Consider the following 26,002-nt stretch of genomic DNA (forward strand, 5'->3'; position numbering starts at 1 on the left):
CAATGCGGGAGGAAGAGTCAAAACGATCGGCTGGAGGACGGCTTACCACAAGGGGAAAGCCGTATCGGAAAGTCAGTCCGCGTTCGTATTTCCGGTCGGCGTGAGTACCTGGCCGTCTACCGTACCGCCAATAATCAAGAAATGCCCACCTGCCACGTGATGCAGGGTTCGTAGGGCGTCATGGCCGCCGAAATTCCAATGACCACGCTGGAAGACGCGCTCGTCCGCGTGGGCAGCAACAACTTCGCCGAGAAACAGGTCGTACCGCTGCTGATTGTGCGGCTCCGGCAACAGGCGGCACTCCAGCCAGGCGGCGCAACCCGCTACTAAAGGCGCCTCGACCACCTCGCCCGGAAACGTCTCGACTCCATACGCCGCAAATTTATCCTGCCCGTCACGCTCAAACTCGCGACCGGAGGTCGTACCCACGGTCTGGACAAGGTCGGCCTGGGTAACAACCGGGACGTTAAGAACAAAAGTGCCGGAGGCTTCGAGCAGTTCACGCGTCCAGGTGGATTTATCGAGCACCACCGCGATCTTGGGTGGATCAAAGTCGATCGCCATGGCCCAGGCAGCGGCCATAAGGTTGCGCTTGCCTTCATGGGAGGCGCTGACCAGTACAGTGGGCCCGTGATTGAGCAAACGGTAAGCCTTGGGCAGGGGAACCGGGCGGCGTGTAGAGGCAGTCATGGGAAACTCCATAAGGGTTAAGGAAGAGAGCGAAGCATATTCCGCGACTAGCCATACGATACGGCACATGCTGACCAAGCGCCTTCTCCTAAAAGGCATTCTAGACAGGCTACGCTATGCCTCCACTGCTCCTGCCGCGACGCTCCACTGCCGTCCAGCAATTTTTTGTTTCAGACGATGAAATTAGCTTCAGCCCTGGACGCTACCGCCGATATAACCATCCTACGCGACCTTTCGGTGGCCTCATGGATTCATGGCCACCTTATCTTTTAAGGCATGCGTCACTTTATCGTTGGGAGAAGATTCATGAATGGCTGGTTTGCCAATATCAGCGTCACTAAAAAGCTAGGCTTAGGATTTGGCCTGGTTCTGGTGCTGACTGCACTGCTCGCCTTGGTCAGTTGGTTTAGTCTCGGTAGCCTAATCCAGCGCAGCAATTGGATGAGCGATATTTCAGAGTTAAACAACAGTCTGACCAAACTGCGCGTTACCCGCTTACAGTTCATGATCGCCAACGGTGACGACGCGTCCGCCCAGGCGGTGCAGAAGCAACTGGAAGCCTTTACTGCTTATCAGAAAAGTGTGCTCGAGCGCTTTAAAAACCCGGCCAACGTCGAGCGTTTACAGGAGCAGGCTAAGCAGATTGCTGCTTATCAGCATTCCTTTAACGATATGCACAACGGCTACAAGGCCAGCGTAGCGGCACGTCAGACCATAAACGACACCGCTACCGCTGCCTACGCCCTGGTTGACCAGATTAGAAACTCCGTACTGGCTGACACTGCTAACCCTCAGCGGTTCGAGCATTTCCAGGCGGCGGTCGAGGCTCAGGAGCTGATGGCGCAGGTGCGCTATGACGTTCGCAACTACACCACGGCCCCCAGCGATAAGACCGAGCAGGCGGCGTTCGCCCAGCTGGACGGCGCTATCCCTAAGATCGAGCAGTTGGCTCAAAGCTTGCCCAATGAGCAGGCTCGCCTGCAGCAGTTGGGTATCGCCTTGACCAACTACCGCAATTCCGTTACGTCGTTCAAGACGGCAATCCATGACATCGCTACCGCACGGAAGGAAATGACCGATCAAGGCCATACGATCGTACGATTGAGCGATGAGCTGTACAAGATTCAGATGGAGCGCCGCGATGTGGAAAGCGCTCAAGCGCGGGTATGGCAGATCAGCGCCACCCTGCTGGCCCTGTTGTTTGGTGTTATCGCCGCCTGGGTCATTACACGGCAGATTACCAAGCCTTTGCAGCAGACCTTGGATGTAGTTGAAAGCATTGCCAGCGGCGACCTGACGCAAACCATGCGGGTTACCCGCCGCGACGAGCTGGGCGTGCTGCAGCAAGGCATCCAGCGTATGGGCGATACCCTGCGTGACCTGATCGGTGGCATCCGCGATGGCGTTACCCAGATCGCCAGCGCTGCTGAAGAGCTGTCCGCCGTTACCGAGCAAACCAGCGCCGGGGTTAACAACCAGAAAGTAGAGACCGACCAGGTTGCTACGGCCATGCATGAAATGACGGCCACCGTGCAGGAAGTTGCCCGCAGCGCCGAGCAGGCTTCGGTTGCCGCAACCCAAGCCGATAACGAAGCACGTCAAGGCGACAAGGTGGTAGGCGAGGCCATTGCCCAGATTGAAAAGCTGGCCGAAGAAGTAGGCCGTTCCACCGATGCGATGAACCGGCTGCAACAGGAAAGCGACAAGATCGGCAGCGTGATGGATGTGATCAAGGCTGTGGCCGAGCAAACCAATCTGCTGGCACTGAACGCCGCCATCGAAGCGGCCCGTGCCGGCGAGGCGGGCCGAGGCTTTGCAGTTGTGGCTGATGAAGTACGTGGTTTGGCCCAGCGCACGCAAAAGTCCACCGAGGAAATCGAAGGACTGGTCGCTGGCCTGCAAAACGGCACTCAGCAGGTCGCCACCGTGATGCTCAATAGCCGCAAGCTGACCGACAGCAGCGTGGAACTGACTCGCCGCGCCGGTAGCTCGCTGGAAACCATTACCCATACGGTTTCTAACATTCAGGCCATGAACCAGCAGATCGCCGCCGCTGCCGAGCAGCAAAGCTCGGTAGCTGAAGAGATCAGTCGCAGCATCGTAAACGTGCGGGACGTCTCCGAGCAGACCGCCGCCGCCAGCGAAGAAACGGCTGCTTCCAGCATCGAACTGGCACGCCTAGGCAACCACCTGCAAACACTGGTGAGCCATTTCCGGGTGTAAAAAGAACAACTCGTCCCGTTTTCGGATGAGTTCGTGAGCAAACAAAAAGCCCCGCACATGCGGGGCTTTTTGTTAGACGGTGCTCCGCCTCAACTAAGATTCATATAGGTTTTTCCATTCATAAAATGGGTTGGGCAAAGCGAGACTTTTCTAACGCTCCGCCTTATGTGAAAAACCTCATCACCTCATCCACCAGCACTTCCGGCACTTCCTCCGCCAGATAATGCCCGCCGGGTAACGCTTTGCCCTGCACATCGGTCGCCACCTTCTTCCACTCTGCCAGCGGGTCGAAGCATTTACCTACGATGCCCTCAGCACCCCAGAGCGCCAGGGTAGGGGTCGTCAGCATTCGGCCTGCCTCTCGGTCGGCGCGGTCGTGTTCGAGGTCGACAGTGGCACTGGCGCGGTAGTCTTCGCAGATGCCACGGGCGGTGCCGGGGAGTTTCAGGCAGCGCAGGTATTCGTCGAACGCGCCGTCCATGAACGGTGCGAGGCCCGCGCTGCGGGTGCCCATCACGCTGCGAAGGTACAGGTCCGGGTCGGCCTCGATGAGAGTTTCGGGAAGCGGTGCCGGGCGGATCAGGAAGAACCAGTGCCAATAGGCACGGGCAAAGGCTTCGTTGGTCTGGTTGTACATGGCCAGGGTTGGAGCAATATCGAGCAGGATCATTCGCCTTACCACCGCGGGATGATCCATGGCCAACCGATGAGCAACCCGCGCACCACGGTCATGGGCGAGCAGATCGAACGTCTCGAAACCCAGCGTTTGCATCAGCGCCACATTGTCCTGTGCCAGGGTGCGCTTGGAGTAACTCACGTGTTCCGGATCAGCTGATGGCTTGCTGCTGTCGCCATAACCGCGCAAATCCGCCGCCACTACTGTGAAATGCTGGGCCAGCGAAGGCGCTACCTTGCGCCAGATGATGTGGGTTTGCGGGTGTCCATGCAGCAGGAGCAGACCCGGCCCGCTGCCGCCGATACGGTAGGCGATGTCTACGCCGTTGACCTGACAATGCGCTTTCTGGAAATCGGGAAACATGGCGGGCATCCTCTGGTTAGCCTCAAAGGGAGCGGCTTAGTGAACGTTGAAAAGCTAGAAAAGCCTCACGATACGCTTCTTTGATAGCTTGATGAGTCTCGCTGTATCCAAGGCCCGCCAGCATTGATTGCACTGGGCCAGCCTCTGGGTGTCACGGTAGAATGTGATCTGTGTTACATATCCATGATTCCTTGGTGCTTACTCCGATTCCCGTCAGTAGGGAGCTGTAATCGAAGTAAACGGGTTTCCCTGAGCGAAAATCAAACGGCCCCTTACACAGGTCAAGAACAACAATGACTCTATCGACCTTTCGCTTTGCCTCACTTGCGGCTGCCCTGATGGTAGCTTTAAGTATGTCCATGACCGTGCATGCCCTAGAGCCCGCCAAAGCCAACGCGTCGGCTGCCAACCAGGTAAGCGCTTCCGTTACCAGCCCGATCAATAACTTCACGAACGAACATTGGCAAAACGGCGTTTATAGGACGGCTGCGGGTATTTCGATTCCGGCAACGCAAGCCAATATTGCCGCGTTCGTGCCTCAGGCAAAGGTACTTCTGACCACAGGGGAGATCGTGCCCATTAAGCGGGTGCAGGTGGGCGATAAGAACATGGCGGTCTGGTTGCAAAGCCCGCTCTTGAATGGCACGGCCGTAGGTTATCCTCATAAATTGACGGTCGGCCTGAACCATAGTGACCCCGTCCCGCCACAAGCCTCGGCGCAAAAGTACAAAGCGTTCAGCACCCGTATCAACAACTTCACCAATAAAGACTGGCTTAACGGTGTGTACCGTAAGGCGGCAGGCATCTCTCTGCCCGCCACGATCACAAACCGCAACGCCTTCAAACCCGGCGCAACGGTGCGCTTGGCAGATGGCCAGACACGCTTGATCCATTCCACTCAGGTCGTAGGAGCAAACATGTCGATTTTTCTCGACACGCCAATGCTGGATGGAGATGCAGTGGGCTACCCAAAGAAAATAACGTTTGTCGCCCCGGCGCCCTGATCGGCACGGCGATGAAACGAAGTGTTTAGATAGCAGGATGATGGAGCATAACGCTCTCATTCGGCACTGTGGTTAAGTAGGGCCGTTACTTTCTGTATATCCACATACAACATTCACCGCCTGTACTGATGGCGATATCGAAGGATTGCGCCTTGCAGGCCGTAAAGCGTTAAGGCCGACTCCTCCGCTCATTCCAGGATTACAGGCGGCACAGGGCGATCAGCCAACCGGCCACCTATCTGCTCGTCCCGGCTGGTAGAATGCGCCGCCTGTTCCACCAGCCCTCGATGTCTCCATGTCCCGATTGAACCCTCGTCAACAGGAAGCCGTGAATTACATCAGCGGGCCGCTCCTGGTGCTGGCCGGTGCCGGTTCCGGCAAGACCAGCGTGATCACCCGCAAGATCGCCTACCTGATCCAGCAGTGCGGCATCCGCGCCCAGTACATCTGCGCCGTGACCTTTACCAACAAGGCGGCACGGGAGATGAAGGAGCGGGTCAGTAGCCTGCTACGCGGCGGGGAAGGCAAGGGCCTGACCGTCTCGACCTTCCATAACCTGGGCCTGAACATTATCCGCAAGGAATACGCCAAGCTGGGCTACAAGCCGGGCTTCTCGATCTTTGACGAGGGCGACATCAAGGCGCTGCTCACGGACATCATGCAAAAGGAGTATTCCGGGGACGACGGCGCTGATGAGATCAAGAATTATATCGGCGCCTGGAAGAACGACCTGATCCTGCCTGAAGAAGCGCTGGCCAAGGCCCGTAACCCCAAGGAGCAGACCGCCGCCGTGGTGTACATGCACTACCAGCGCACGCTCAAGGCGTACAACGCGGTGGATTTTGACGACCTGATCCTGATGCCGGTCAAGCTCTTCCAGGACAACCCCGACGTTCTTGAAAAATGGCGCAACCGTATTCGCTACATGCTGGTGGATGAATACCAGGACACCAACGCCAGCCAGTATCTATTGGTAAAGCTGCTGGTACAGGACCGTGCGCAGTTCACCGTGGTAGGTGACGATGACCAGTCGATTTACGCCTGGCGCGGCGCCCGACCTGAAAATCTCATGCAGCTGAAGGAAGATTTTCCCTCGCTCAAAGTGATCATGCTGGAGCAGAACTACCGCTCCACCAGCCGTATCCTCAAATGCGCCAACATCCTGATCGCCAACAATCCCCATGTGTTCGAGAAGCAGTTATGGAGCGAAATGGGGCATGGCGACCCGATACGAGTGATTCGCTGCCGTAACGAAGATGCCGAGGCCGAGCGCATTGCCCTGGAAATCCTTACCCTGCACCTGAAGACGCAGCGGCCGTATTCGGACTTTGCCATCCTTTACCGGGGCAACCATCAGGCCAAACTGATGGAGCTCAAGCTTCAACACCATCAGATTCCGTATCGGCTGTCGGGAGGCACCAGCTTTTTCTCCCGCCAGGAGGTAAAGGATCTGATGTCCTACTTCCGCCTGCTGGTAAACCCGGACGATGACAACGCCTTTCTCCGCGTGATCAACGTGCCGCGTCGGGAAATCGGCTCGACCACGCTGGAAAAACTCGGTAACTACGCCGGCATGCGGGGCATCTCCATGTATGCGGCAGCGGACGAAATGGGCCTGTCCGAGCACCTGGACGCACGCTATACGGAGCGTCTGTCCCGCTTTAAGCGCTTTATCGAGACGGTTCGCCAGCAGTGCGTGCAGAACGATCCGATCATGGCGCTACGCAGCATGGTCATGGATATCGACTACGAGAATTGGGTCCGCCAGAACGCTTCCAGCGACAAGGTGGCCGAGTTCCGCATGGGCAACGTCTGGTTTCTTATCGACGCGCTGAAAAACACGCTCGAAAAGGACGAAGACGGCACGATGACCATTGAAGAAGCCATCGCCAAGCTTGTATTACGGGACATGCTCGAACGTCAGCAGGAGGAAGAAGAGGGCGCCGAGGGTGTGCAGATGATGACCCTGCATGCCTCTAAGGGCCTGGAGTTTCCCTACGTGTTCATCATGGGTATGGAAGAGGAAATCCTCCCGCACCGCTCCAGTATCGAGGCGGACAGCGTGGAAGAAGAGCGCCGCCTGGCCTACGTAGGCATCACACGTGCCCGCCAGACGCTCGCGTTTACCTTTGCTGCCAAGCGCAAGCAGTACGGCGAAATTATCGACTGCACCCCAAGCCGCTTCCTTGATGAGCTGCCGCCGGAAGACCTGGAGTGGGAAGGGCAGGAGGACGCGCCTGTCGAAGTAAAAGCCGCACGGGGTAACGATGCCCTAGCGGCAATGCGGGCGATGCTTAAACGGTAACGGAATGGGATAGGAGGCGCAGTTTCCTATCCTGCAAATAATCTTGTGCTTAGAGATCGGCTGTTGAGGCGAAGGCGCACTCATTGACGCTCATGTTTGTATGCACGCTATACCCATACCGGCCTGACAGGCGTCGCTGCGCTTAACGCCTGCGGGTAAGACAGGCTTTCGCAAGGCGGGCAGGTGCGCCGGTATCAGGGATTGGCTGGACCATTCAGTTTAGTTCGTCTGGATGTACCTTGCGCACCGTATATTTACCGACAATCGGGCTGATACATAAAAGCCATGAGTAAATTGCGCCTTTCTAGAGTCTATTGAATATCGACTTTTGCGCGACCGCGTAAATGGCGGTCATTACCGATATCCAACTGAGAGGTCTAGATCATGGCTAATGTGAATGCCAAGCAAGAACTCAAATCCGTTGAAAGTATCAATGCACGTGCCGCTACCGGCCAGGACGCAGGGCTGACCAAGCAGGCTGAAATTGGTCAAGCACTCAGCGTACTGCTCTCTGATGTCTTTGCCCTGTATATCAAAACCAAGAACTACCACTGGCACATGCATGGTCGGCACTTCCGCGACTATCACCTGCTGCTGGAAGAGCAGGCAACTCAGCTGTTTGGCATGACTGACCTGATCGCAGAGCGTGCCCGCAAGATCGGTCAGCCAACCATTCGTTCACTGGAGCAAATGGTTGCCCAGAAGCGTTTGGCCAGCAGCGAAGCCGAAGACCTGAGCGCTGACGACATGCTGACTGAACTGCATGCTGACAACCAGGCTCTGGCTGCGTTCATGCGTACTACCCACACGCTGACTGACGAAGGCAATGATGTTGCCACTACCAGTTTGCTGGAAGAGTGGATCGACCAAGCCGAAGAGCGCGCCTGGTTCCTGGGCAAGACGGTAGGCAAATAAAACTGACGTGACATCGACTCCTCAGGTTTAACCGCCTGTGTGGCCCACGCGATGATCAAATCCGGAATCCATTCAGGGTTCCGGATTTTTTATGCCTGTTACTGAGGGGTCAGTTTGTAGCTGCAACAGGCTTGTTATTCCACTCTTCGCGCGAACAATTCAAATCTGGGCGACAATAAAGGCATGTCTTCCTTAAACCAGCACACCATGTACGCTAACCAGCTCATCCTCGTCCCGCAGATTTCTACCTTTCCAGGTCATGAAGCAAAGGCTTGGGCCATGCTGCGCTGGCTAATCCATCGGGATATTGTTCAAGAGCAGGTAACCACCTGCGGCCGAGGCTCGCGAGGAATGGCCTATGGCATTGCGCCAGGAGCCGAGCGGGTGGTGCATCATCCGGATCAGTTGCCATTCGGTCAGCCGATCCATGGATTGGAAATCGTTACGCGTCGCTGCATTTTCACACCGGAAAAAGGCTTCAAGGGGGAAGCTGGTTGCCCGGAATGCCGCCAGGAAATCGGTGAGGTACTGTTTGATAGCCTCGAAGAGTGGATGCCGGGCCATACCGATAATTTCCGCTGCCCACGGTGCGGACATGAAGACGACATCAATGGCTTTTTGTTTCTGCAGCCTTGCGGCTTTTCAACCTTGGGCTTCATTTTCAACGGCTGGGCACATGCCGGCTTTCGCTCAAGCTTTATTGAAGAATTTAGCGAACGCCTGGGCTATGGCGTTTCGGTGGTCACGGTAGAGTTCGACTGATGCCGGTTTCCCTGCATCCGCTTAGAGAGCAAGGCCTGATATGGCTCACCTTCAAGAGCTATACCTGTCTCAATGTAGAAAATAATTCTAGTAGCCAGGCCCTTGATAAATAAGGGCTATTACCGTTCGTTGCCATTACGACCAAAAATAAAGGTATACAAGGGCGCAAAAAAGCGTATTGTGATCTCACTGCTTTGCAATTGTCACTTCGATACCTGGCCTGATGTACTGCTTTTCGTTTCATCTCCTCGGCTCGTTTTACTTTTCGCACCTCAGTCTCGGCCTGAACGGTTCAGCGTCGCAGTCTTAACTTTTACCCTGGAGATACATCATGTCTGGTCGTCAAACTGGCACAGTTAAATGGTTCAACGATGAGAAAGGTTTTGGTTTTATCACTCCCCAGAGTGGTCCGGATCTGTTCGTTCATTATCGTTCGATCGAAAGCGCCGGCTTCAAGAGCCTGAGCGAAGGTCAAACTGTATCCTTCGTGGCCGTTAAAGGTCAGAAAGGTATGCAGGCTGATCAGGTTCAAGTCGTCTAAGACGTCTGAGCCCAAAAGCCCCGCCTAGCGGGGCTTTTTATTGCCTGTCATTCAGGCAATAACTGCCCCATCCCTTGTTCTCGCCTCAACGGCTCGCCTTTCTCGACCTGTACCGCTGCTCATTTAGAGTCGTGCTCGCCGACCATGCTTGTCTTGTCGCCCAGCTACTCTGAGTCAAACCCTACATGTCCGGCTATCGCACCAAATATCAGACCGTCACTATTGGCGGCACCGACTTTCATATCCAGTCGTTAAAAGACGCCCAGCAATACCATGATCCCGAAGGGGAGGCAGAGCGTTTAGGTATCTCGCCTGAAAGCTGGCCGCTGTTCGGGCAGATCTGGCCGTCGAGCCATGTACTGGCTACTGCCATGCACACCATGGACGTACAAGGAAAACGCGTACTGGAACTGGGGGCGGGCCTGGCCTTGGCCAGCCTTGTGGTTCATAGCCGGGGCGGCAACATGACGGTTAGTGACTACCACCCATTGATCCCCACGTTCCTGACCGAGAACCTTCGCCTCAATCAGCTGGGCCCAATCAAGTATCAGTCCGCCGATTGGAGCCGTACCGACCTGGAGCTGGGTCAGTTCGATCTGATTATTGGCAGCGACCTGATCTATGAGCGCGACCAGCCAGCCATCCTGGCCGATTTCATTGACCGGCATTCGGCGGATCAGGTTGAAATCCTTATTGTCGACCCGGACCGCCGCCAGCGCTCACGTTTCTGCCGTGAAATGCAGGAGCTGGAGTACAGCTATACGATGTCCCGCGCTGACTGCATCCTGAACAGCGGCGAAGCCTATAAGGGCTCATTCCTGCACTTTCGACGCGACGAAGCAACAGCTGGGCTAACCTGTCACTAGCCCTTACAGCGGACCCGGATCGGGAATCGGTCCGGGAATCTTAGAGGGCTCTTCCAGATTCTCGCGAGCGTGATCGGGTAAGTCCTCCGGCCGAGTGTCTGGATCAAGCTCGCTTTCAGGCTCCTCCACGTCGTCCGCAGGCGACGAGCCGGCGCCATAAAGATGGGCAGCTGCGGGAGTGCTCATAGAGGGGTGAGGATTCAGCATGACGGCCTCCTGGCGCTGGGTGTTCTTGTTAGTCCCCATACCGGAGGCCGAGGTTGCATCGCCAGTATTGATAAATGCCACCCAAGGGCGGATTAACCACACGTAATCCACCCTTACGGCTGAATCAGAACCGGTCGCGGATCACGACCTCGTCGTACGGCAGCTTACCGATACGCGGATGAGCCGGTTCGACACCTTTGCCAATCGCAACCATCAGGCCGACCACATGATCTTCCGGCAGGTTGATCAGCTTACCAACGGCGTCAAAATCAAAGCCCACCATCGGGCAGCTGTCATAGCCCATGGCCTTGGCGGCCAGCATGAGCGTCTGGGCAACCAAGCCGCTACTACGCATGGCTTCATCGCGCTGCACCTGAGGCTTGTCACGGTAATAGGCATCAATAGCCGGCACCATGAAATCCTGAACGGCCTGGGGCGCTTCGCGCCAGATCCGCGCGGCATTCTTTTCCCAGCTGGCCATGTCAGCGCAGATCACCACCAGCAGAGACGAATCGGTCACATGGGCCTGATCCCACGCCACGGCACGCAGCTGCTGGCGTAGCGCCGGATCGGTCACCGCCACGAGGCGAACGTGTTGCAGATTGAAGGACGTTGGCGCGAGCAGGGCGTGGGTGAATAACTGGTGCTGCTCCTCGTCGCTCAGTTGGTGAGTAGGGTCATAATGACGGACCGCGCGGCGAGCATTGATGGTATCCAGCGTATTCATGAATCATCCTCAAGACAAAAGCAAAAGCCGCCCGTAGGCGGCTCTTTCAGAAAGACAGTGAGCAGGTGCTCAAGCGGCGCATTATACGGTGCGCACGCTGAAACGGCTCAGCCTGCCTTCAATCGTCCATCAGCTTCTTGCGGTCTTCGACCGGCAGATTCCGGCTCTCCGGGTCCAGATCGTCCAATTCGTCCTCAGCTTCATCGAGGTCGTTGAGCGGAGCCTGATCGGCGCACCAGATTTCATTTGCCGCAATCAGCGACTGGTAATTGGCCACACGGCATGTGTAAGCGGGGATAACCGTAATCATCACGACCTCCTTTCAGATGAAGCAGAGTAGGGCAGTCCTACTTAGTGATCTGAGAACTCGAATAGGTTGCAACCGGTCATCGCTTCGTTAGTACATGTTCATGACTTCGTGCGTGGGTACGCCAAGACAAAACCAGTAAAACTGGCCGATCAGAGGTCATATAGAGCCGTTTGATGCATTTGCATGCTTGTTAGAAACAACAAGCTATGCGCCGTATCACCCGCGCATAGCCCTACGGCTTATACCGACTGATCTCCCTTAATCTCCTTTATCCTTACGCCCCGGCAGAATTGAGCTGAGCATCTGCTTGGCCGTCTCCTTGATGATGCCGCGTTCGTTCGGGTCGCCTTGGAGGAGGGCCGAGGCGAATTTCTTGGCTTGCTGGAGGGTGAAGTGCGGCGGCAGCGGGGCGACGTCGGGGCTGGTTTTGAAGGTGATGACGACGGGCCGGTCGGAGGCCAGGGCTTCTTCCCAGGCGGCCGCCACGTTTTCGCCCCGGTCGACGAATAGGCCCTTGAGGCCGATGGATTCAGCAAACTGGTGATAGGGCACATCCGGGATATTTTGCGAGGCCTCAAACTTCGGGTCGCCGTTCATGACGCGCTGTTCCCAGGTCACCTGGTTCAGGTCTTCATTGTTGAACACGGCGCAGATCCATTTGCCGTTGCCCCATTCACGCCAGTATTTGGCAACGGTAATGAGTTCGGCCATGTTGTTCATCTGCATCGCGCCGTCGCCTACCAGGGCGATGACCGGACGGTCCGGATGGGCAAACTTGGCGGCGATGGCGTAGGGCACCGCGGCGCCCATGGAGGCGAGACCGCCGGACAGCGAGCACATCATGCCGCGGCGGATCTGAATGTCGCGGGCGTACCAGTTGGCGCAGGAACCAGAGTCGCTGGTGATGATGGCGCGGTCAGGCAGTTGTGGGGACAACTCATAGGCCACGCGCTGCGGGTTGATGGGTGAAACGTCTTCCAAAGCGCGGGCTTTGAGGGTTTCGTCTGAGCTCTTGCGCCAGCCTTCGATGGAAGAGCGCCAGGTTTGATCGGTCTTTTCCTGCAGGAGCGGCAGCAGGGCGCGCAGGGTCTCGGCGGCATCGCCTTCGAGGTTGACCTCCATCGGGTAGCGCAGGCTGAGCATGTCGGCCTTGAGGTCGATCTGCACGCCACGCGCCTTGCCTTCCTGCGGCAGGAATTCGGAGTAGGGAAAGCCGGAGCCAACCATGAGCAGGGTGTCGCATTCGTTCATCAGCTTGTAGCTGGCTTCGGTGCCAAGCAGGCCGATGGAGCCAGTGACCCAGGGCAGCGCGTCGGGCAGGGCCGCTTTGCCGAGCAAGGCCTTGGCCACACCTGCGCCGAGCTTTTCGGCTACGGCGATAACCTCGTCCGTTGCGTTCAACGCTCCCGCGCCAACCAGCATGGCGACCTTTTTACCGCTATTGAGCACATCGGCGGCGCGTTGCAAGTCCGCGTCGTAAGGCACCACCTTTGGCTTGCTGTAACCCACGCCGGAATGCACGGTGCCGTGCAGGTGCGGCGGGTCGGTGTATTCAAGCTCCTGCAGGTCATTGGGCAGGATGATGGCGGTGACGCGCCGCTCGCCGATTGCGGTGCGGATCGCCCGGTCCACCAGATGACGGACCTGGGACGGCTCGGAAGCCTGTTGGACGAAGGCCCCGGCCACGTCCTTGAACATTGAGACCAAGTCCAGCTCTTGTTGATAATGCCCGCCCAGGGCCATCCGCGACTGCTGCCCGGCAATGGCCAAGACCGGTACATGGTCCATACGTGCGTCGTAGAGTCCGGTCAGCAGGTGTGACGCGCCGGGGCCAGAGGTTGAAATGCATACGCCCAGCTCGCCGGTAAACTTGGCATCGGCCGCGGCCATGAACGCGGCCATCTCCTCGTGGCGCGCCTGGATGAACTTGATCTTTTCCTTGGAGCGGTTCAGGGCGCCAAAGACGCCATTGATGCCGTCGCCCGGATATCCATAAATCCGGCGTACACCCCACTGGTAGAGGCGTTCGACGATGAAGTCACCTACGGTCATGGCCATACAGAAAACCTCTCTCGGCAGCGTTGCGCGACTACAATGAAATAAATACTTACAACTCTAGACCGGGTAATCCGGCGAGAGGTCCGTAGATTAAGGAAACAGCAAAATAGGCGCTTCGCTGTCGAACTTGCTTTTAAAAGATGCGTTCATCCTTGAACGTTCCGTCAAAAGCTAGAAAGGCTTGAGCCGCCGAAGCTTGGAAAGAGTCATCAGCCCGACACCTGCAACAGCCAGAGCCGCCATGCCGACAATATCCGAGTCGACAGTAATTGCCTTGTCTTGCGCTTTAGGACTGAAACGCCCATGGGTGCGGTGCAACCCTTCAACAGGCTGATCCAGGTAGTCGGGGCGACCAGGGGTTTCCACTTCGCCGGTCATCTGTCCTTCATAGGCCTGCTTGGCCATCACCACGTCCAGCAGGCCCGGCGCGACCATGTTGCCCAGGATCGACTGGATGGTGGTCTTGCTGACCCAGATTTCGCGTGGTGCCCGCATGGCCGCATCAAAGATGGCCCGTGCCGCCACTTCCGGCTGGTAGATCGGCGGCACAGGCTGGGCCCGGCGGCCAAGCTTGTTGCGCGCCCAATCGAATTGCGGCGTGTTGACACCGGGCAGGTGAACCATGGTCAGTCGCACTCGGCTCTTGTCATGAATAAGCTCGCTACGCAGTGAGTCGATAAAGCCACGAGTAGCTGCTTTTGCACCGCAATAGGCGGACTGCAGCGGAATGGAGCGATAGGCCAGGGCAGAGCCCACCTGCACGATGGTTCCGCTGTTACGTGCCTGCATGCGCTTGAGCGCGGCCATCATGCCGTGAACAGAACCCAGGTAGGTTACCTCGGTCACGCGTTTGAACTCGTCGGGCGTCACGTCGCTAAACGGTGCCAGGACGGTATTCATGGCGGCGTTCACCCAGACATGAATCGGCCCCAGCTCGGCCTCGACCCGCTCGGCGGCCTGTTCAACCTGAGCGGCATCCGCTACATCCGCCTGGCAGGCCAGCGCTTGCGTACCCAAGGCCTGTAACTCGGCCACGGTCTCGTCGAGCCCCTGCTGACCACGCGCCAGAACGGCGACGCGGTAACCCGCTTGCGCGAAGTAGACGGCTGTAGCCCGGCCAACGCCGGCGGTTCCGCCCGTGATGACAACGACTGGTGCTTGATAAGTCATGTGATCGGCCCTGACAGCAGTGGTGAGGTATGTTCAACGGACTGCATGCAGGAGGAGGGGGTTCAATCGATACTGGCAGCCGACATCCTCGGAAACACCTTGGGGAATCGCGGGAATAAGCAGGCGGAGCAGGTTAGAAGCAGAGAGCTGACCGCCGCCTTGCAGATAAGGCGGCGGTTACATCGATTATTCGTCGCGTAGAAGCCACCAGCCGGCCAGAGCGGTCAGGCCGACAACCACACCAACGGTGGCCCAGGGATGCTTACGGGCGCAGCTGCTGGCAGCCTTGCTGGCTTCGAGCGCCAGGACGCGCGCTTCGTCGTATACATCTTCCAGTGTTTCGCCGGAGCGGTGCAGGGCATGGCTGGTACCGTCCTTGAAGGCTTTGAGCGAATGGCGGGACTCAACTCCAGCGCTTCGCTTCAAGGATGACAGCGAATCACTCAACGCTTGGATCTGGTCTTGGATATTTTCAATGGTTGCCTGATAGGAACTGTTACGAGCCACGGCGTGAACCTCCTGTTTCATTGCATGTTTCGGGTCTGACTTCATGCCTATGGGAAAGTGCAAAAACAAAGCGCACCGGCAGAAAACACACTGAACTAATCGGCGTTTTGGTGAGCCTCATGAGTAAGCGGCATTTCTTCGGCCGGACGAATGGCCTGTTAACAACCAGGAGGTTTTATGACCGATCATCACACGTACAAAAAACTCGAAATCGTGGGCTCTTCGACTACCAGCATCGAAGATGCGATCAACAATGCCCTGGCCGAAACCAGCAAGTCGGTACAAAACATGGAGTGGTTTGAGGTGGCTGAAACCCGTGGTCACATTCAGGACGGCCGCGTAGCGCACTATCAGGTTACCCTAAAGATCGGCTTCCGCATCAACAACAGTTGATTGGTAAAAGAGCGATTGATGCACTGAACCAAATTCAAGCGCAACGCTCTATGTGAGCGTGGCCTTATTCTAGAGGCTGCCCGGCAGGTGATAACGCAGCGGCATAAAGGCCGAACCGCTATCAACCCCCGCGCAGCCTGTTATGCCACTCCTGTTCAAAACGCCTGATCTTCTTCTGCTCCACCTCTTCTGCAGGAAACGAGTCCCGCCTTATCCAGGTCAGTGAAAGCGCTGGTTTTTCCGTTTCCGCTGTTCGCAGGATTCCTTATGAGTACTACCGAGTCTCCTTCTCTCTGGCAGGCCCGGATGGGCGTTGTTGCGATTTTTTTTGCCAATGGCTTTGGTGTGGGTGCCTGGGCTGTATCGATTCCCGGCATCAAGACGGCGCTGGGTCTGACGGCCGGGCAGTTAAGCATCGCCTTGTTATCCGTTGCGGTCGGGGCGGTCCTGTTGATGCCTCTCGTAGGGCCTTTGGTACCCCGCTTCGGTGGAACAGGCCGGATGACCCGCTACGCGTCGATTGTCGCAGCACTGATCCTGTTCCTGCCGGGCTGGGCACCCTCGCTGCCATGGTTGATCGCAGCAGCTTTTCTATTCGGTGCATCGAACGGCCTGATCGACGTGGCAATGAATGCCCATGCCAGTGTGATCGAGAAGCGCTGGGGCACGCCCATCATGTCGTCTTTTCACGCCGCCTTCAGTGGTGGTGGGCTGGTCGGCGCGGCCTTGGGCGGTTTGCTGCTGCACCTGGGCGTTTCGACGCCGTGGTTGCTGACGGCTACTGCCTTGCTCGTGCTGCTCGTCATGCTGGCCGCTTCGGTCCGGATTGGCGATGGCGAGGCGGGTAGTGCAGGCGATCATGCCTTCCGCCTGCCGGACCGTCGCGTCCTGGCGTTCTGCGTGATCGCGCTGTTCTGCCTGATGATCGAAGGCGCCATGGCCGACTGGAGCGCGGTGTACCTGAACATCGAAATCAAAGCCTCGAACGGGCTGGCCGCTGCCGGCTATGCTGCGTTCTCGCTCACCATGCTGATCGGGCGGCTACTCGGCGATCGCCTCATCCATGCTCTCGGCGGGCCGCGCATCATTCTGTTTGGCGCCCTGATGGCCGCCATCGGCTTACTGCTGGCCATTGCCGTGCCGAGCCCGTGGGTGGTCATCGTAGGCTTTGCCCTGGTGGGCCTGGGGCTGGCCAATGTTATTCCGGCTGTCTTCAGCGCCAGCGGCCAAATGACCGCCTCACCGGCGGTGGGTATTTCCATGGCGGCCACAACCGGCTACCTGGGTTTCCTAATCGGGCCACCCTTGATCGGTTTCGTGGCATCCCTATATGGACTCAAGACAGGGATCGGCCTGCTGGCCGGGTCAGCGCTACTGGTGACCGTCCTTGCGACCCTGCAACGGCGAATAGGCGTAGCGTGATGAATCATTTTCCCTGAACTCCTGACGGCAACGAGTATCCGACTTACAGACGGGTCCGCTGCACGAGGGCAGATCCATCCATACTGAGAAAACGGGGACACGCACGTTATGCAAACAGTGCAGGGCTTTCGATACGGCTGGAAACTGGCCTTTTTTGCGATAGTCGCGTCGCTTCTCAGCGGCTGCGGTATCAATAACATTCCGCGGTACGACGAGCAGGTGAAATCTGCTTGGGCACAGGTGGAAAACCAGTATCAGCGGCGAGCTGACCTTATTCCGAATCTGGTCGAAACCGTTAAGGGCTACGCCAAACAGGAACAGGACACCCTGACCGCCGTGATTGAAGCGCGCTCACGCGCGACGTCGATCCAGGTCGATGCCAACACCTTGAACGATCCGCAGAAACTACAGCAGTTTGATCAGGCACAGCAGCAGTTGAGCGGCGCGTTGAGCCGTCTGATGGCAGTGTCCGAGCGCTATCCGGATTTGAAATCCAATCAGAACTTCCTGGCGCTTCAGTCCCAGCTGGAAGGCACCGAGAACCGCATTGCGGTAGCGCGGCGTGATTTCATCGCAGCGGTCGAGCGTTACAACACCGAGATCCGTACCTTCCCCGGCAGCATCTGGCACAAGATTCTCCATAGCGATCTACCGATTCGTGAGAATTTCCAGGCCACTGCGCCCAATGCCGATCAAGCACCTAAGGTTAACTTTAACCAATGAACCTTCGCGCCCTGCCGCTTCTGGCCCTTCTGTGGTGCTGCGCCGCTGTGGCGCAGCAGGCTACGGACTTCCCGCCCTTGACGGGGCGTGTAGTCGATCAGGCTGGTCTGTTAGATCAGCAGACCGAAACCCAGCTCGACCAGATGTTGCGTGCCCACGAAGAGTCCACGACCGAACAAGTTGTCGTCGTGACGATTCCAAGCCTGAACGGTATTCCCATCGAAGACTATGGTTATCAATTGGGCCGTCATTGGGGCATTGGGCAAAAGGGCAAGGATAACGGCGCGCTGCTGATCGTGGCGCGAGACGACCGCAAAGTACGTATCGAAGTAGGTTACGGGCTGGAAGGTACCCTAACCGACGCACAGTCCTCACTCATCATCAATCAGGCCATTATTCCGGCATTCCGCCAGGGTAACTTTGCCCAGGGCATTGTTAATGGCACCACAGCAATGATCCAGGTTTTAGGTGGCAACCCTCTGGAGCGCCAACCTTCACCGCGTGATGTGGTGTCTGTCGGTCATGAGCGGCCCATGCCGTTTCTGTTCGTCGTCCTGTTTTTTATCGTCATGTTCCTGATGCGGGGCGGCGGGGGTCGAGGCGGGCGCGGCGGCCGAGGAAGCGCTGTGCTGACGGGTGCCGTGCTGGGTAGTATTTTGGGCGGCGGCCGGGGCGGTGGTGGCTTCGGCGGCGGCGGTTTTGGTGGAGGTGGCGGCGGCTTCGGCGGCGGCGGGGCCTCGGGTGGCTGGTAAGGAGAGCGCACGTTATGACCCTGCTCACTGAGCATGAACAACGTCAGGTTGCTGAAGCTATTGCTCGTGTCGAGCGAGAAACCGATGCCGAACTGGTAACAGTCCTTGCGGCACGTGCCGATGATTACACATACATTCCCTTGCTTTGGGCTGGGCTGCTGGCTCTGCTACTGCCTGGATTGATCAATTATTATCCAGGCTGGCTGAATGCTCATCAGCTATTGTTGGCCCAATGGGTAACGTTTATCGTACTCGGCCTGATCTTTCGCATTCCGTCCATTACAACCCGCCTGATTCCTCACCAGGTGCGTTGCTGGCGTGCAGCCAATCTGGCCCGTCGTCAATTTCTTGAACACAACCTGCACCACACCAACGCGGAAACCGGCATGCTGATCTTTGTCTCCGAGGCCGAGCGGTATGTAGAAATTCTGGTGGACCGGGGTATTTCGCAAAAGCTGAATGATGACGTGTGGCAGTCGATTATTAATGACTTTACCCGACAGGTACGCAATGGGCAGACCTTGCAGGGTTTTTTAACCTGTATCGAAGCTTGCGGTGAACACCTTAAACAGCATGTGCCCGCTACCCATGAGCGAAACGAGCTGCCGGATCGTTTGATCGTGCTTTCCTGACGGGCCGGCTGTAAGGCCCGCAGAGCACCCTTTACGCCGCGCATTGTGCCTCGATGCGCTACTTCCAAAGCCCCACTCTTACCGTGGACGCCTTAAAATAAGGCGTGTTCGCGTTGCACCCTAAGCATCGCTCCGTGCCATGCTTGTCTTTTACCTTACCTAGCCCTTTATTCGTCATTCCATGCCATGGCTGAACGCCATCGCGTTTATAGGTTGCTTGCCTTGTCTACTCCCGTTATTCCCCGCTATTCCCTGATGGTGCTTATCCTGGGCGCCCTGGCCTGTATTGGCCCCATGTCTATCGACGCCTATCTTCCAGCCTTTGGCGCCATCAGCCGCAACTTCGAGCTGCCACCCGAGCAGATCCAACTAACGCTCGGCCTGTACATGCTGGCCTTCGCGTTCATGACGCTGCTTCACGGCACGCTGTCCGACTCATTTGGACGCCGGCGGGTCATCCTTGCCTCGCTGGGGGTCTATACCCTCGGTTCGATCGTTGCTTCTCTTGCACCCAGCTTCGAGTGGCTGCTCGTTGGACGCATCGGCCAGGGTCTTTCGGCAGGAGCCGGGATGGTGGTAGGTCAGGCTATTGTCACCGACTGCTATAAGGGTTCGGTCGCGCAAAAGACCATGTCCTATATCATCATGGTGTTTAGCGTATCCCCAGCGTTTGCGCCCATCATTGGTGGCTACCTGTCGGAGCATGCCGGATGGCGTGCGGTTTTTGCTTTCCTGGCTGCACTGGCTGTATTCAGCGCCACGCTATGTGCGCTCTTTCTACCGGAAACCCTACCAGTCGAGCGGCGACAGCCGTTCAATGTGCGTGTTCTGACCCATAATTACGGCAGGGTCATGCGCGACGGGCAATTCATGGCTCGCGCTGTTGTGTTCGGCTCGCTGTTTGGTGGGTTTGCCTTTCTGATCGGAGCGGCGCCGGACTTTGTCACCCAGGTGCTACAGCTGCCAGAAACAGCCTTTGGCTACCTCTTCATTCCCATCGTGATTGGCTTAACCAGCGGATCGTTTCTGGCTGCGCGGCTTTCCTCGTCGTTGTCATCCGGCCGGCTGATCGGTTATGCCTATGCCATGCTGGGCCTGAGCTGCATACTTAACCTAGCCTATACCGGGCTAACCTCGGACCTGAACGTTATCCTGGCTGTTTTGCCGCACGGGCTGTTTGTCTTCGGTCTTTCGCTGGGCATCCCCACCATGACCCTACGTATTCTTCAGCGCGTGCCAGAACTTTCTGGTACCGCAGCGTCGGTGCTGGGCTTTGTTCAGATGATCTTCTTTTCCATCGTCAGCGGCTGGCTTGCACCCTTCGTGTATGGCAGTGCGTTCAAGCTGGCGGTAGCGTTGACCATTGGCGTGGTGGTCAGTGGGTTAGGCTGGGCGCTGGTCGGTCGGTTTTCCATTAAGGAAACGCTAACCTGATCAGGAGAGTAAGGCAGGGGCTATTGGCTGACGACAGGCTCATAGCTATCAAGGAAAGAAACTATGAAATAGGCTGGTCTCTTGAGAGACCAGCCTGGTATGGCTTACAGCTTATCGTTACGCGTGGTGCGTGTCGTCAGGCTGCTGTCATCGGTTACATCGTGCGTGCCACTCAGGTGGCTGCGTGTACCGTCTTTTTCAACGTCCACGTCGGTACGGCGGACGGTGTCGCGAATGGTCTCGGTATGGTCGGAGCCTTGCTTGCCAACCATCACTTCTTCGACAACACGAGCGTTTTTCTCAACCACTGCTTCTTCAGCTGTTTCCTGGATTTCCACGGTGCCTTCACTGAAAGCTGACATGTCAGCAGCAGAGGCAGGGCGATCAACAGGGCGACGTTCGATCACTGCATGCTCTTCATGCAGATTGACTGCCTCTTCCACAGGGCGCTCGGTCATGCGGGAAACTACACGAACACGGCCCAGGCTATTCTCGCGCTTGCCCACCTTAAGCTCTTCTTCCATCACTGGAATGGCGGTACGATCATTCAGATCCGTCGTGGCATCCATTTTGGAAGGCGCCTGATCAGACATGGCAGTTGAGTCAACGCCCATCGTAGCTGCTGTACTGGAATAGCGATCAGACAAAGTGCTATCTCCTGTAGTGCTGGCCATCGGTTGAGCCATACCCTGATTGGTCCAGGTAGAGCTGCGCTCGTCGATATCGATGGCGCCGTTACGCTCCATGATTTCTTCAACAACCGGAACCTGGGCGTCATTGGCAACCGTGACGGTCAGTACTGTAGAACCCCGGCGGATCGCTTCGGGATAGGTATCGGCGTAACGACCGCTATGGGTATCGTTGTCACTGAAAATCGAGCGGAAGAATCCACTGATTTTTTCACCCATGGACTCATCATGCTGATCTCCCATGGTGGTATCAGTACGATCCGACTGGGTGTTATCGGCCATAGTATTATCGGTCATGCTCACATCGTTCGAGGCGGCCAACCGGATATCGGTTTGCGAAACGCCTTTATTCATAAGCTCACGTTTGACCTGTTCGGCTTCACTACGATTGTCGAATGCTGCAACGAGAATATGTTCCATGGTTCACCTCTTCATTTCTTCGGCAGCCGTGGCTGCGATTCGATAGATGGTGTAGTCGATAGTCTTTACTGCTCATGAGCCGAGCTTTCTGGCTCCGGCTGACTATGCTCGACAGTCACCTTTTCGCGATTCAGCGTGACAGGCACCGTATGGTGCGCCTCACGGACAACACGCTGGACATGAAGCTCTTCTTTCAGCACGAGCCGCTTCTCCACCACCAGGACTTCCTCTACCACGGGAATAATGGTGATTCCGTTTTCCTGCCGTACCTGAGGCAGGTGCTCGGGATCGACCGTCGTTCCACATTTGACCCGCTCGATAACAGCCTCTTCGTAACGCAGCGAATCGGATACGGTGTAATCCTGAGTTTCCACGGTCTTGCTGATGCGAACACGGCCCGACTCGACCTTTTTCTTGAGCAAAACGGCTTCTTCCTCCATTACAGGAATCGTCTCGTTCGCCAAGTTTTCGAGCTCGTCTTTACGCATTGTCTTTTACCTGTGCGTGGCCGCTGTTCTTCATGCCTGCCTTTGTCTGGAGTAAGGGTTTCCAGCGTTAGTTCACCGGAGCGGATCAATGGGAAACGCCTCGAAAGGCAGGCTCATCGCGGATGGGCTACCGTTAGTTCACCTATCGATTTACCGATTGCCGTTGGGCTTCAACGCACGGCATACGCAGCTTGAAGCGAGGCGATATACGTGCGGGCAAAAGCGCACCGTCAATACGCTAAATACCTAATCGATAAAGAAAAAAGCCGAAGGCAAGAGCACCTTTTCCGATGAAAGGCACCGCTTGCTTGGCCTCTTCAGATGCTTGTAGTAGAGCACGACCTCGCTTTCCCTAAACGGCATAGGCTGGGCTCTGGTGGCGCTGAGTTGTATGACCAGCGGAACGACCCTGCAAAAAGAAATTTAGCAAGCGCCACAGGATGTTCTCCCGCTACAATATGCGGCGAGTCTCTTGATCTGTCTGCTGTGGATGCTTAATACGCCCACTGGATTCAGTGGACGCCAGAACTGGCCGTGTCGCTGGTTTATATGAGCTTAGTGATCTCAATAATTTTCACGTTGCTGCTTTACACGCTCATACAGCACGACAACCTAGTCAATGTGACCAGCCTGTTCTATCTCATGCCAGGCGTGACCGCAGTAATGGGCTACCTGATACTAGGCAATCCTTTGTCACGCCCGAGTCTACTGGGGGTGCTGGCAGGTTTGGCGCTGGTGTTCCGGCATGTGCGGTAGTCTATGTCAGCGACGTCTGCTCCCCAGCCAGGCGTCGCTGATTACAGCTCATCGGGCCATAGCAGTCTGTCTCTCCCAAAAGGGCAGGACTCCGCTACGCTATAAACAAGAAACTGCATGATCCTGTTCACAGCTCAGTAGGTTGTATGAGCAGAGCAATTTAGCAGGGGATAGGATTCACACACACGATACGTGTCAGGGATGTACTCGAAAAGGATTTCGTATGAACTGCCCGCATTGCAATTGGCGCATTACCGTTTTTCATGCCTGTATCCTGGGGCCCGCCGAGGCTGGCGGACACCGCTTATGCCCTTATTGCGAAGAGCCATTCATCCTGACCCTGAACAAACGCAAGGCCATACCAATCGCGACTATAGCCGCAGGTACAGCCCTGTTCATGACCTTACAGTTTCCCTATGTAGGTAGCCTGTTGGGTGCCTCACTCACAGTAGCCGCCTTGTTCTTTACCTCAATGCGCCTAGTGAAGCAAGCTCCACCGCCCAAGGAGCCAACGCGTTGAGCAGCCGTCTGGTTCAGGAGCTGAACATCAGCACTTGGCAATTCCCGTGAGCATGTACTTTTCCAGTTCAAGCCGGCAGGACAACCGAGTAAAAGAGAAAATACGCTCATCCCACTCAGCCAGTTCCGGATATTGGCTTTGTTCTAATGTGTCGAGAAACCCCTTGAGTCGATAGGCCTCACGCGCGCAGAGAGATAACAGATTGAAGCCGTGATGGCTCGCTATAACGTCTAACAACCCACAAATACGCTCTTCCCAGAAGACATGCTTCTCACGAGGTACGAACCGGCCCGTGGTGGACGCGGAGTGAAGAACATTCATTCTGTATTTCCTGAAAGTAATACATCCTGTTCATTACTTGAATTCCTAAAAACGAAAACCGCTCTCCTGTGGCTTTCAATAGAAGCGACACAGTAAAAGGAAATTTCAGAAGCACAATCGTGGCGACGAATTTCCTGCGGCACATTCAGGAACGATTCAGCGTAGCTTCGCGTAATGCGACACCTCACACAGGTAAGACTGCTTTCCTACAGTTGCCTGAAGCGAAGCCTCAACGCTCTAACCAAAGCGTTTCACGTCAAGAAACCAACACTCAATAGACAATTAGCAATTTACAGGCCAGCTTGAATCAGGCTGATATCACCTCACTCCGACAGAAAAATGGCGTCCCACGCTGTCCTTTGAAAAACACTCAGTTATGTTCGATTAACGAACATAAGACATTGGTTATGATCGATTATCGGACGAAAAGGGCGTTATGCTTTCGACTGGTGTCATATGCTGCGCCCCAGCGCTAGCCATGCCCCGGGCGCGGCTTCTGGCCGCACGAACAGTGGTGTATGGACCACTCGACTGGTCGAGCGGTTCTTGAATGAGGACACATAATGATTAATAAAATCGTCGATAGCCTGAGCCAGGCCGTGGGTGACATCCACGACGGCGCTACCGTGATGATTGGCGGGTTCGGTCCCTCTGGGCAACCGTCGGAGCTGATTGATGCCCTGATCGCCCAAGGGGCGAAAGACCTAACCATCATCAATAATAATGCCGGTAACGGCGACATTGGCTTGGCAGCTCTGCTCAAGGCCGGGCAGGTTCGCAAAATCATCTGCTCTTTCCCGCGCCAGTCCGACTCGTATGTTTTCGACGAGCTTTACCGCGCCGGCAAGATTGAGCTGGAACTAGTCCCCCAAGGCAACCTGGCCGAGCGTATCCGTGCCGCTGGTGCTGGTATTGGTGCCTTCTTCACCCCGACCAGCTACGGCACCATCCTGGCGGAAGGCGTTGAAACCCGTGAAATCAATGGCAAGCACTACGTTATTCAATATCCCATTCACGCCGATTTCGCCTTGATTCGTGCGGACCGCGCAGACCGCTGGGGTAACCTGACCTATCGTAAGGCCGCGCGGAACTTCGGTCCGATCATGGCAAGCGCCGCCAAGACCACAATTGTACAGACACGGGAGATCATGGAGCTGGGCGAGCTCGATCCGGAAAACATCATTACGCCCGGGATTTTCGTACAGCGGGTAGTGCGCGTTTCAGGAGACCAGCAATGAACAAACTCAACCGTAACCAGATCGCCGCTCGTGTCGCCCAGGACATTCCGGAAGGCGCCTATGTGAACCTGGGCATCGGCTTGCCAACGCTGGTTGCCAACCATCTGCCCGCCGACCGCGAGATTTTCCTGCACAGCGAAAACGGTCTGTTAGGCATGGGACCGGCTCCCGAGCCGGGCAAGGAAGACCCCGATCTGATCAATGCTGGTAAACAACCCGTCACCTTGCTGCCAGGTGGCGCCTTTTTTCACCATGCCGACTCATTCGCCATGATGCGTGGCGGCCATCTGGATATCTGTGTTCTGGGAGCCTTCCAGGTATCCTGTAAAGGTGACCTTGCCAACTGGCACACCGGTGAGCCAGACGCCATTCCGGCCGTGGGCGGCGCCATGGATTTGGCTATTGGCGCCAAGCAAGTTTTCGTCATGATGGATCTCTTGACCAAGACAGGCCAGAGCAAGCTCGTCGAGCAATGCACCTACCCACTAACGGGTGTCGGCTGCGTGTCGCGGGTCTATACCGATCTTGCGATCTTCGATATCAAGGATGGCGAAGTTTATGCCAGTGAATTGGTAGAAGGGCTGAACCTTGAGGAGCTGTGTACCTTAACCGGTCTGGATCTCAAGCAAAAAATGGCTTGATGCCTGCCACTTCGGGGCTGCCCTGCTTATCACGATCGGCAGCCCTGGAGACGAGGCTCTCATGCCATGATGTACTTAGTAATCATTTCTCAGCATGTGTTTAGCTTTACCTGCCCTTTCATCGGAAAGTTATGGTAGTGTTCGCCCATCTAACGGCCTTGATGGTTTATACCATGATCGTTTCCCGCGCTTGGCTGCCCACGCCGCCATAGTGTTTTGCCCCCGCCTTCTTGCCTTTTATAGCAAGCA

At 56.4% G+C, this 26,002-nt stretch carries 29 protein-coding genes and 1 pseudogene; 18 read left to right on the forward strand and 12 right to left on the reverse strand.

Going from position 1 to position 26,002, the window contains the following annotated elements; genetic code table 11:
* Positions 1-72: 72 nt before the first annotated feature.
* The gene (locus IQ22_RS04080) at positions 73-690 is read right to left on the reverse strand and encodes a flavin reductase family protein (RefSeq protein ID WP_145138434.1); all 618 of its coding nucleotides are present in this window, start codon (positions 688-690) and stop codon (positions 73-75) included.
* A 441-nt stretch (positions 691-1,131) separates the two neighbouring features.
* Here IQ22_RS04080 and IQ22_RS24030 point away from each other — a divergent pair.
* Both IQ22_RS24030 and IQ22_RS24035 read left to right on the forward strand, forming a co-directional pair.
* Positions 1,132-2,010 (forward strand): annotated as a pseudogene (locus tag IQ22_RS24030) (methyl-accepting chemotaxis protein); the annotation flags it as partial.
* 198 nt (positions 2,011-2,208) lie between these two features.
* Positions 2,209-2,913, forward strand: coding sequence for a methyl-accepting chemotaxis protein (locus tag IQ22_RS24035; protein ID WP_425298841.1), 705 nt, complete (start codon positions 2,209-2,211; stop codon positions 2,911-2,913).
* 163 nt (positions 2,914-3,076) lie between these two features.
* Here IQ22_RS24035 and IQ22_RS04090 read toward each other — a convergent pair whose 3' ends face one another.
* On the reverse strand, positions 3,077-3,952 hold the full coding sequence (locus IQ22_RS04090; protein WP_145138441.1) for an alpha/beta fold hydrolase: 876 nt from the start codon (positions 3,950-3,952) through the stop codon (positions 3,077-3,079).
* Positions 3,953-3,974: 22 nt separating this feature from the next.
* On the reverse strand, positions 3,975-4,085 hold the full coding sequence (locus IQ22_RS24040) for a hypothetical protein (RefSeq protein ID WP_145138444.1): 111 nt from the start codon (positions 4,083-4,085) through the stop codon (positions 3,975-3,977).
* A 160-nt stretch (positions 4,086-4,245) separates the two neighbouring features.
* Here IQ22_RS24040 and IQ22_RS04100 point away from each other — a divergent pair, with 160 nt between their 5' ends.
* The 6 genes from IQ22_RS04100 (at position 4,246) to IQ22_RS04125 (ending at position 10,345) form a co-directional block, all read left to right on the forward strand.
* Positions 4,246-4,956 (forward strand): hypothetical protein, encoded by a 711-nt coding sequence (locus tag IQ22_RS04100; protein ID WP_145138447.1) that lies wholly within the window; start codon positions 4,246-4,248, stop codon positions 4,954-4,956.
* A 295-nt stretch (positions 4,957-5,251) separates the two neighbouring features.
* Positions 5,252-7,261: a DNA helicase Rep gene (rep, locus tag IQ22_RS04105; RefSeq protein ID WP_145138450.1), complete on the forward strand. Its 2,010-nt coding sequence runs from the start codon at positions 5,252-5,254 to the stop codon at positions 7,259-7,261.
* 384 nt (positions 7,262-7,645) lie between these two features.
* Entirely contained in the window at positions 7,646-8,176 is a 531-nt protein-coding gene (locus IQ22_RS04110; protein ID WP_145138453.1) for a Dps family protein, read from the forward strand.
* Positions 8,177-8,359: 183 nt separating this feature from the next.
* Positions 8,360-8,938 (forward strand): sugar ABC transporter ATPase, encoded by a 579-nt coding sequence (locus IQ22_RS04115; RefSeq protein WP_244308916.1) that lies wholly within the window; start codon positions 8,360-8,362, stop codon positions 8,936-8,938.
* A gap of 331 nt (positions 8,939-9,269) precedes the next feature.
* On the forward strand, positions 9,270-9,479 hold the full coding sequence (locus IQ22_RS04120) for a cold-shock protein (protein WP_145138455.1): 210 nt from the start codon (positions 9,270-9,272) through the stop codon (positions 9,477-9,479).
* A 185-nt stretch (positions 9,480-9,664) separates the two neighbouring features.
* Complete coding sequence (locus IQ22_RS04125) at positions 9,665-10,345, forward strand: class I SAM-dependent methyltransferase (RefSeq protein ID WP_145138458.1); 681 nt, start codon at positions 9,665-9,667, stop codon at positions 10,343-10,345.
* 3 nt (positions 10,346-10,348) lie between these two features.
* On the opposite strand, the gene IQ22_RS04130 is transcribed toward IQ22_RS04125, so the two are convergent.
* From IQ22_RS04130 to IQ22_RS04155, 6 genes are all read right to left on the reverse strand, one after another.
* Positions 10,349-10,654, reverse strand: a complete 306-nt coding sequence (locus tag IQ22_RS04130; RefSeq protein WP_145138460.1) for a hypothetical protein — start codon at positions 10,652-10,654, stop codon at positions 10,349-10,351.
* 22 nt (positions 10,655-10,676) lie between these two features.
* On the reverse strand, positions 10,677-11,279 hold the full coding sequence (locus IQ22_RS04135) for a nitroreductase family protein (RefSeq protein ID WP_145138463.1): 603 nt from the start codon (positions 11,277-11,279) through the stop codon (positions 10,677-10,679).
* A gap of 118 nt (positions 11,280-11,397) precedes the next feature.
* On the reverse strand, positions 11,398-11,589 hold the full coding sequence (locus IQ22_RS04140) for a hypothetical protein (protein WP_145138466.1): 192 nt from the start codon (positions 11,587-11,589) through the stop codon (positions 11,398-11,400).
* Between the two features lie 258 nt (positions 11,590-11,847).
* A complete protein-coding gene (locus tag IQ22_RS04145; RefSeq protein WP_145138469.1) occupies positions 11,848-13,647 on the reverse strand; it encodes a thiamine pyrophosphate-requiring protein in 1,800 nt (599 codons plus the stop codon).
* 171 nt (positions 13,648-13,818) lie between these two features.
* The gene (locus tag IQ22_RS04150; protein WP_145138472.1) at positions 13,819-14,817 is read right to left on the reverse strand and encodes an SDR family oxidoreductase; all 999 of its coding nucleotides are present in this window, start codon (positions 14,815-14,817) and stop codon (positions 13,819-13,821) included.
* Between the two features lie 186 nt (positions 14,818-15,003).
* Positions 15,004-15,324 carry an ElaB/YgaM/YqjD family protein gene (locus tag IQ22_RS04155; protein WP_145138475.1) on the reverse strand — a complete coding sequence of 107 codons (321 nt, stop codon included), beginning with the start codon at positions 15,322-15,324 and terminating at the stop codon, positions 15,004-15,006.
* Positions 15,325-15,501: 177 nt separating this feature from the next.
* On the opposite strand from IQ22_RS04155, the gene IQ22_RS04160 reads away from it, so the two are divergent.
* From IQ22_RS04160 to IQ22_RS04185, 6 genes are all read left to right on the forward strand, one after another.
* Positions 15,502-15,717 (forward strand): dodecin, encoded by a 216-nt coding sequence (locus IQ22_RS04160; RefSeq protein ID WP_145138478.1) that lies wholly within the window; start codon positions 15,502-15,504, stop codon positions 15,715-15,717.
* Positions 15,718-15,984: 267 nt separating this feature from the next.
* Positions 15,985-17,139, forward strand: coding sequence for an MFS transporter (locus IQ22_RS04165; protein WP_208733597.1), 1,155 nt, complete (start codon positions 15,985-15,987; stop codon positions 17,137-17,139).
* A 108-nt stretch (positions 17,140-17,247) separates the two neighbouring features.
* A complete protein-coding gene (locus IQ22_RS04170) occupies positions 17,248-17,862 on the forward strand; it encodes a LemA family protein (RefSeq protein ID WP_145138481.1) in 615 nt (204 codons plus the stop codon).
* A complete protein-coding gene (locus IQ22_RS04175) occupies positions 17,859-18,614 on the forward strand; it encodes a TPM domain-containing protein (protein ID WP_145138484.1) in 756 nt (251 codons plus the stop codon). The genes IQ22_RS04170 and IQ22_RS04175 overlap by 4 nt, the downstream gene beginning before the upstream one ends.
* Before the next feature lie 14 nt (positions 18,615-18,628).
* On the forward strand, positions 18,629-19,246 hold the full coding sequence (locus tag IQ22_RS04180; protein ID WP_145138486.1) for a TPM domain-containing protein: 618 nt from the start codon (positions 18,629-18,631) through the stop codon (positions 19,244-19,246).
* Between the two features lie 222 nt (positions 19,247-19,468).
* Positions 19,469-20,680 (forward strand): multidrug effflux MFS transporter, encoded by a 1,212-nt coding sequence (locus IQ22_RS04185; protein ID WP_244308918.1) that lies wholly within the window; start codon positions 19,469-19,471, stop codon positions 20,678-20,680.
* A gap of 104 nt (positions 20,681-20,784) precedes the next feature.
* Here the strand turns inward: IQ22_RS04185 and IQ22_RS04190 are convergent, their stop codons facing one another.
* Positions 20,785-21,789 carry a YsnF/AvaK domain-containing protein gene (locus tag IQ22_RS04190; RefSeq protein WP_145138490.1) on the reverse strand — a complete coding sequence of 335 codons (1,005 nt, stop codon included), beginning with the start codon at positions 21,787-21,789 and terminating at the stop codon, positions 20,785-20,787.
* A 65-nt stretch (positions 21,790-21,854) separates the two neighbouring features.
* Positions 21,855-22,277, reverse strand: coding sequence for a YsnF/AvaK domain-containing protein (locus IQ22_RS04195; RefSeq protein ID WP_145138493.1), 423 nt, complete (start codon positions 22,275-22,277; stop codon positions 21,855-21,857).
* A 528-nt stretch (positions 22,278-22,805) separates the two neighbouring features.
* On the opposite strand from IQ22_RS04195, the gene IQ22_RS04200 reads away from it, so the two are divergent.
* Both IQ22_RS04200 and IQ22_RS04205 read left to right on the forward strand, forming a co-directional pair.
* Complete coding sequence (locus IQ22_RS04200; RefSeq protein ID WP_483247333.1) at positions 22,806-23,033, forward strand: EamA family transporter; 228 nt, start codon at positions 22,806-22,808, stop codon at positions 23,031-23,033.
* A gap of 223 nt (positions 23,034-23,256) precedes the next feature.
* Positions 23,257-23,553, forward strand: coding sequence for a hypothetical protein (locus tag IQ22_RS04205; protein ID WP_145138498.1), 297 nt, complete (start codon positions 23,257-23,259; stop codon positions 23,551-23,553).
* Between the two features lie 27 nt (positions 23,554-23,580).
* On the opposite strand, the gene IQ22_RS04210 is transcribed toward IQ22_RS04205, so the two are convergent.
* Positions 23,581-23,874, reverse strand: a complete 294-nt coding sequence (locus IQ22_RS04210) for a hypothetical protein (RefSeq protein ID WP_145138501.1) — start codon at positions 23,872-23,874, stop codon at positions 23,581-23,583.
* 563 nt (positions 23,875-24,437) lie between these two features.
* Between IQ22_RS04210 and IQ22_RS04215 the strand changes: the two genes are divergently transcribed.
* A complete protein-coding gene (locus tag IQ22_RS04215; RefSeq protein WP_145138503.1) occupies positions 24,438-25,112 on the forward strand; it encodes a 3-oxoacid CoA-transferase subunit A in 675 nt (224 codons plus the stop codon).
* Entirely contained in the window at positions 25,109-25,753 is a 645-nt protein-coding gene (locus IQ22_RS04220) for a 3-oxoacid CoA-transferase subunit B (RefSeq protein ID WP_145138506.1), read from the forward strand. Before IQ22_RS04215 ends, IQ22_RS04220 begins: the two co-directional genes overlap by 4 nt.
* The last annotated feature ends 249 nt before the right edge of the window (positions 25,754-26,002 follow it).

It is taken from the genome of Pseudomonas duriflava (assembly GCF_007830155.1).
Classification (GTDB): Bacteria; Pseudomonadota; Gammaproteobacteria; order Pseudomonadales; family Pseudomonadaceae; genus Chryseomonas; species Chryseomonas duriflava.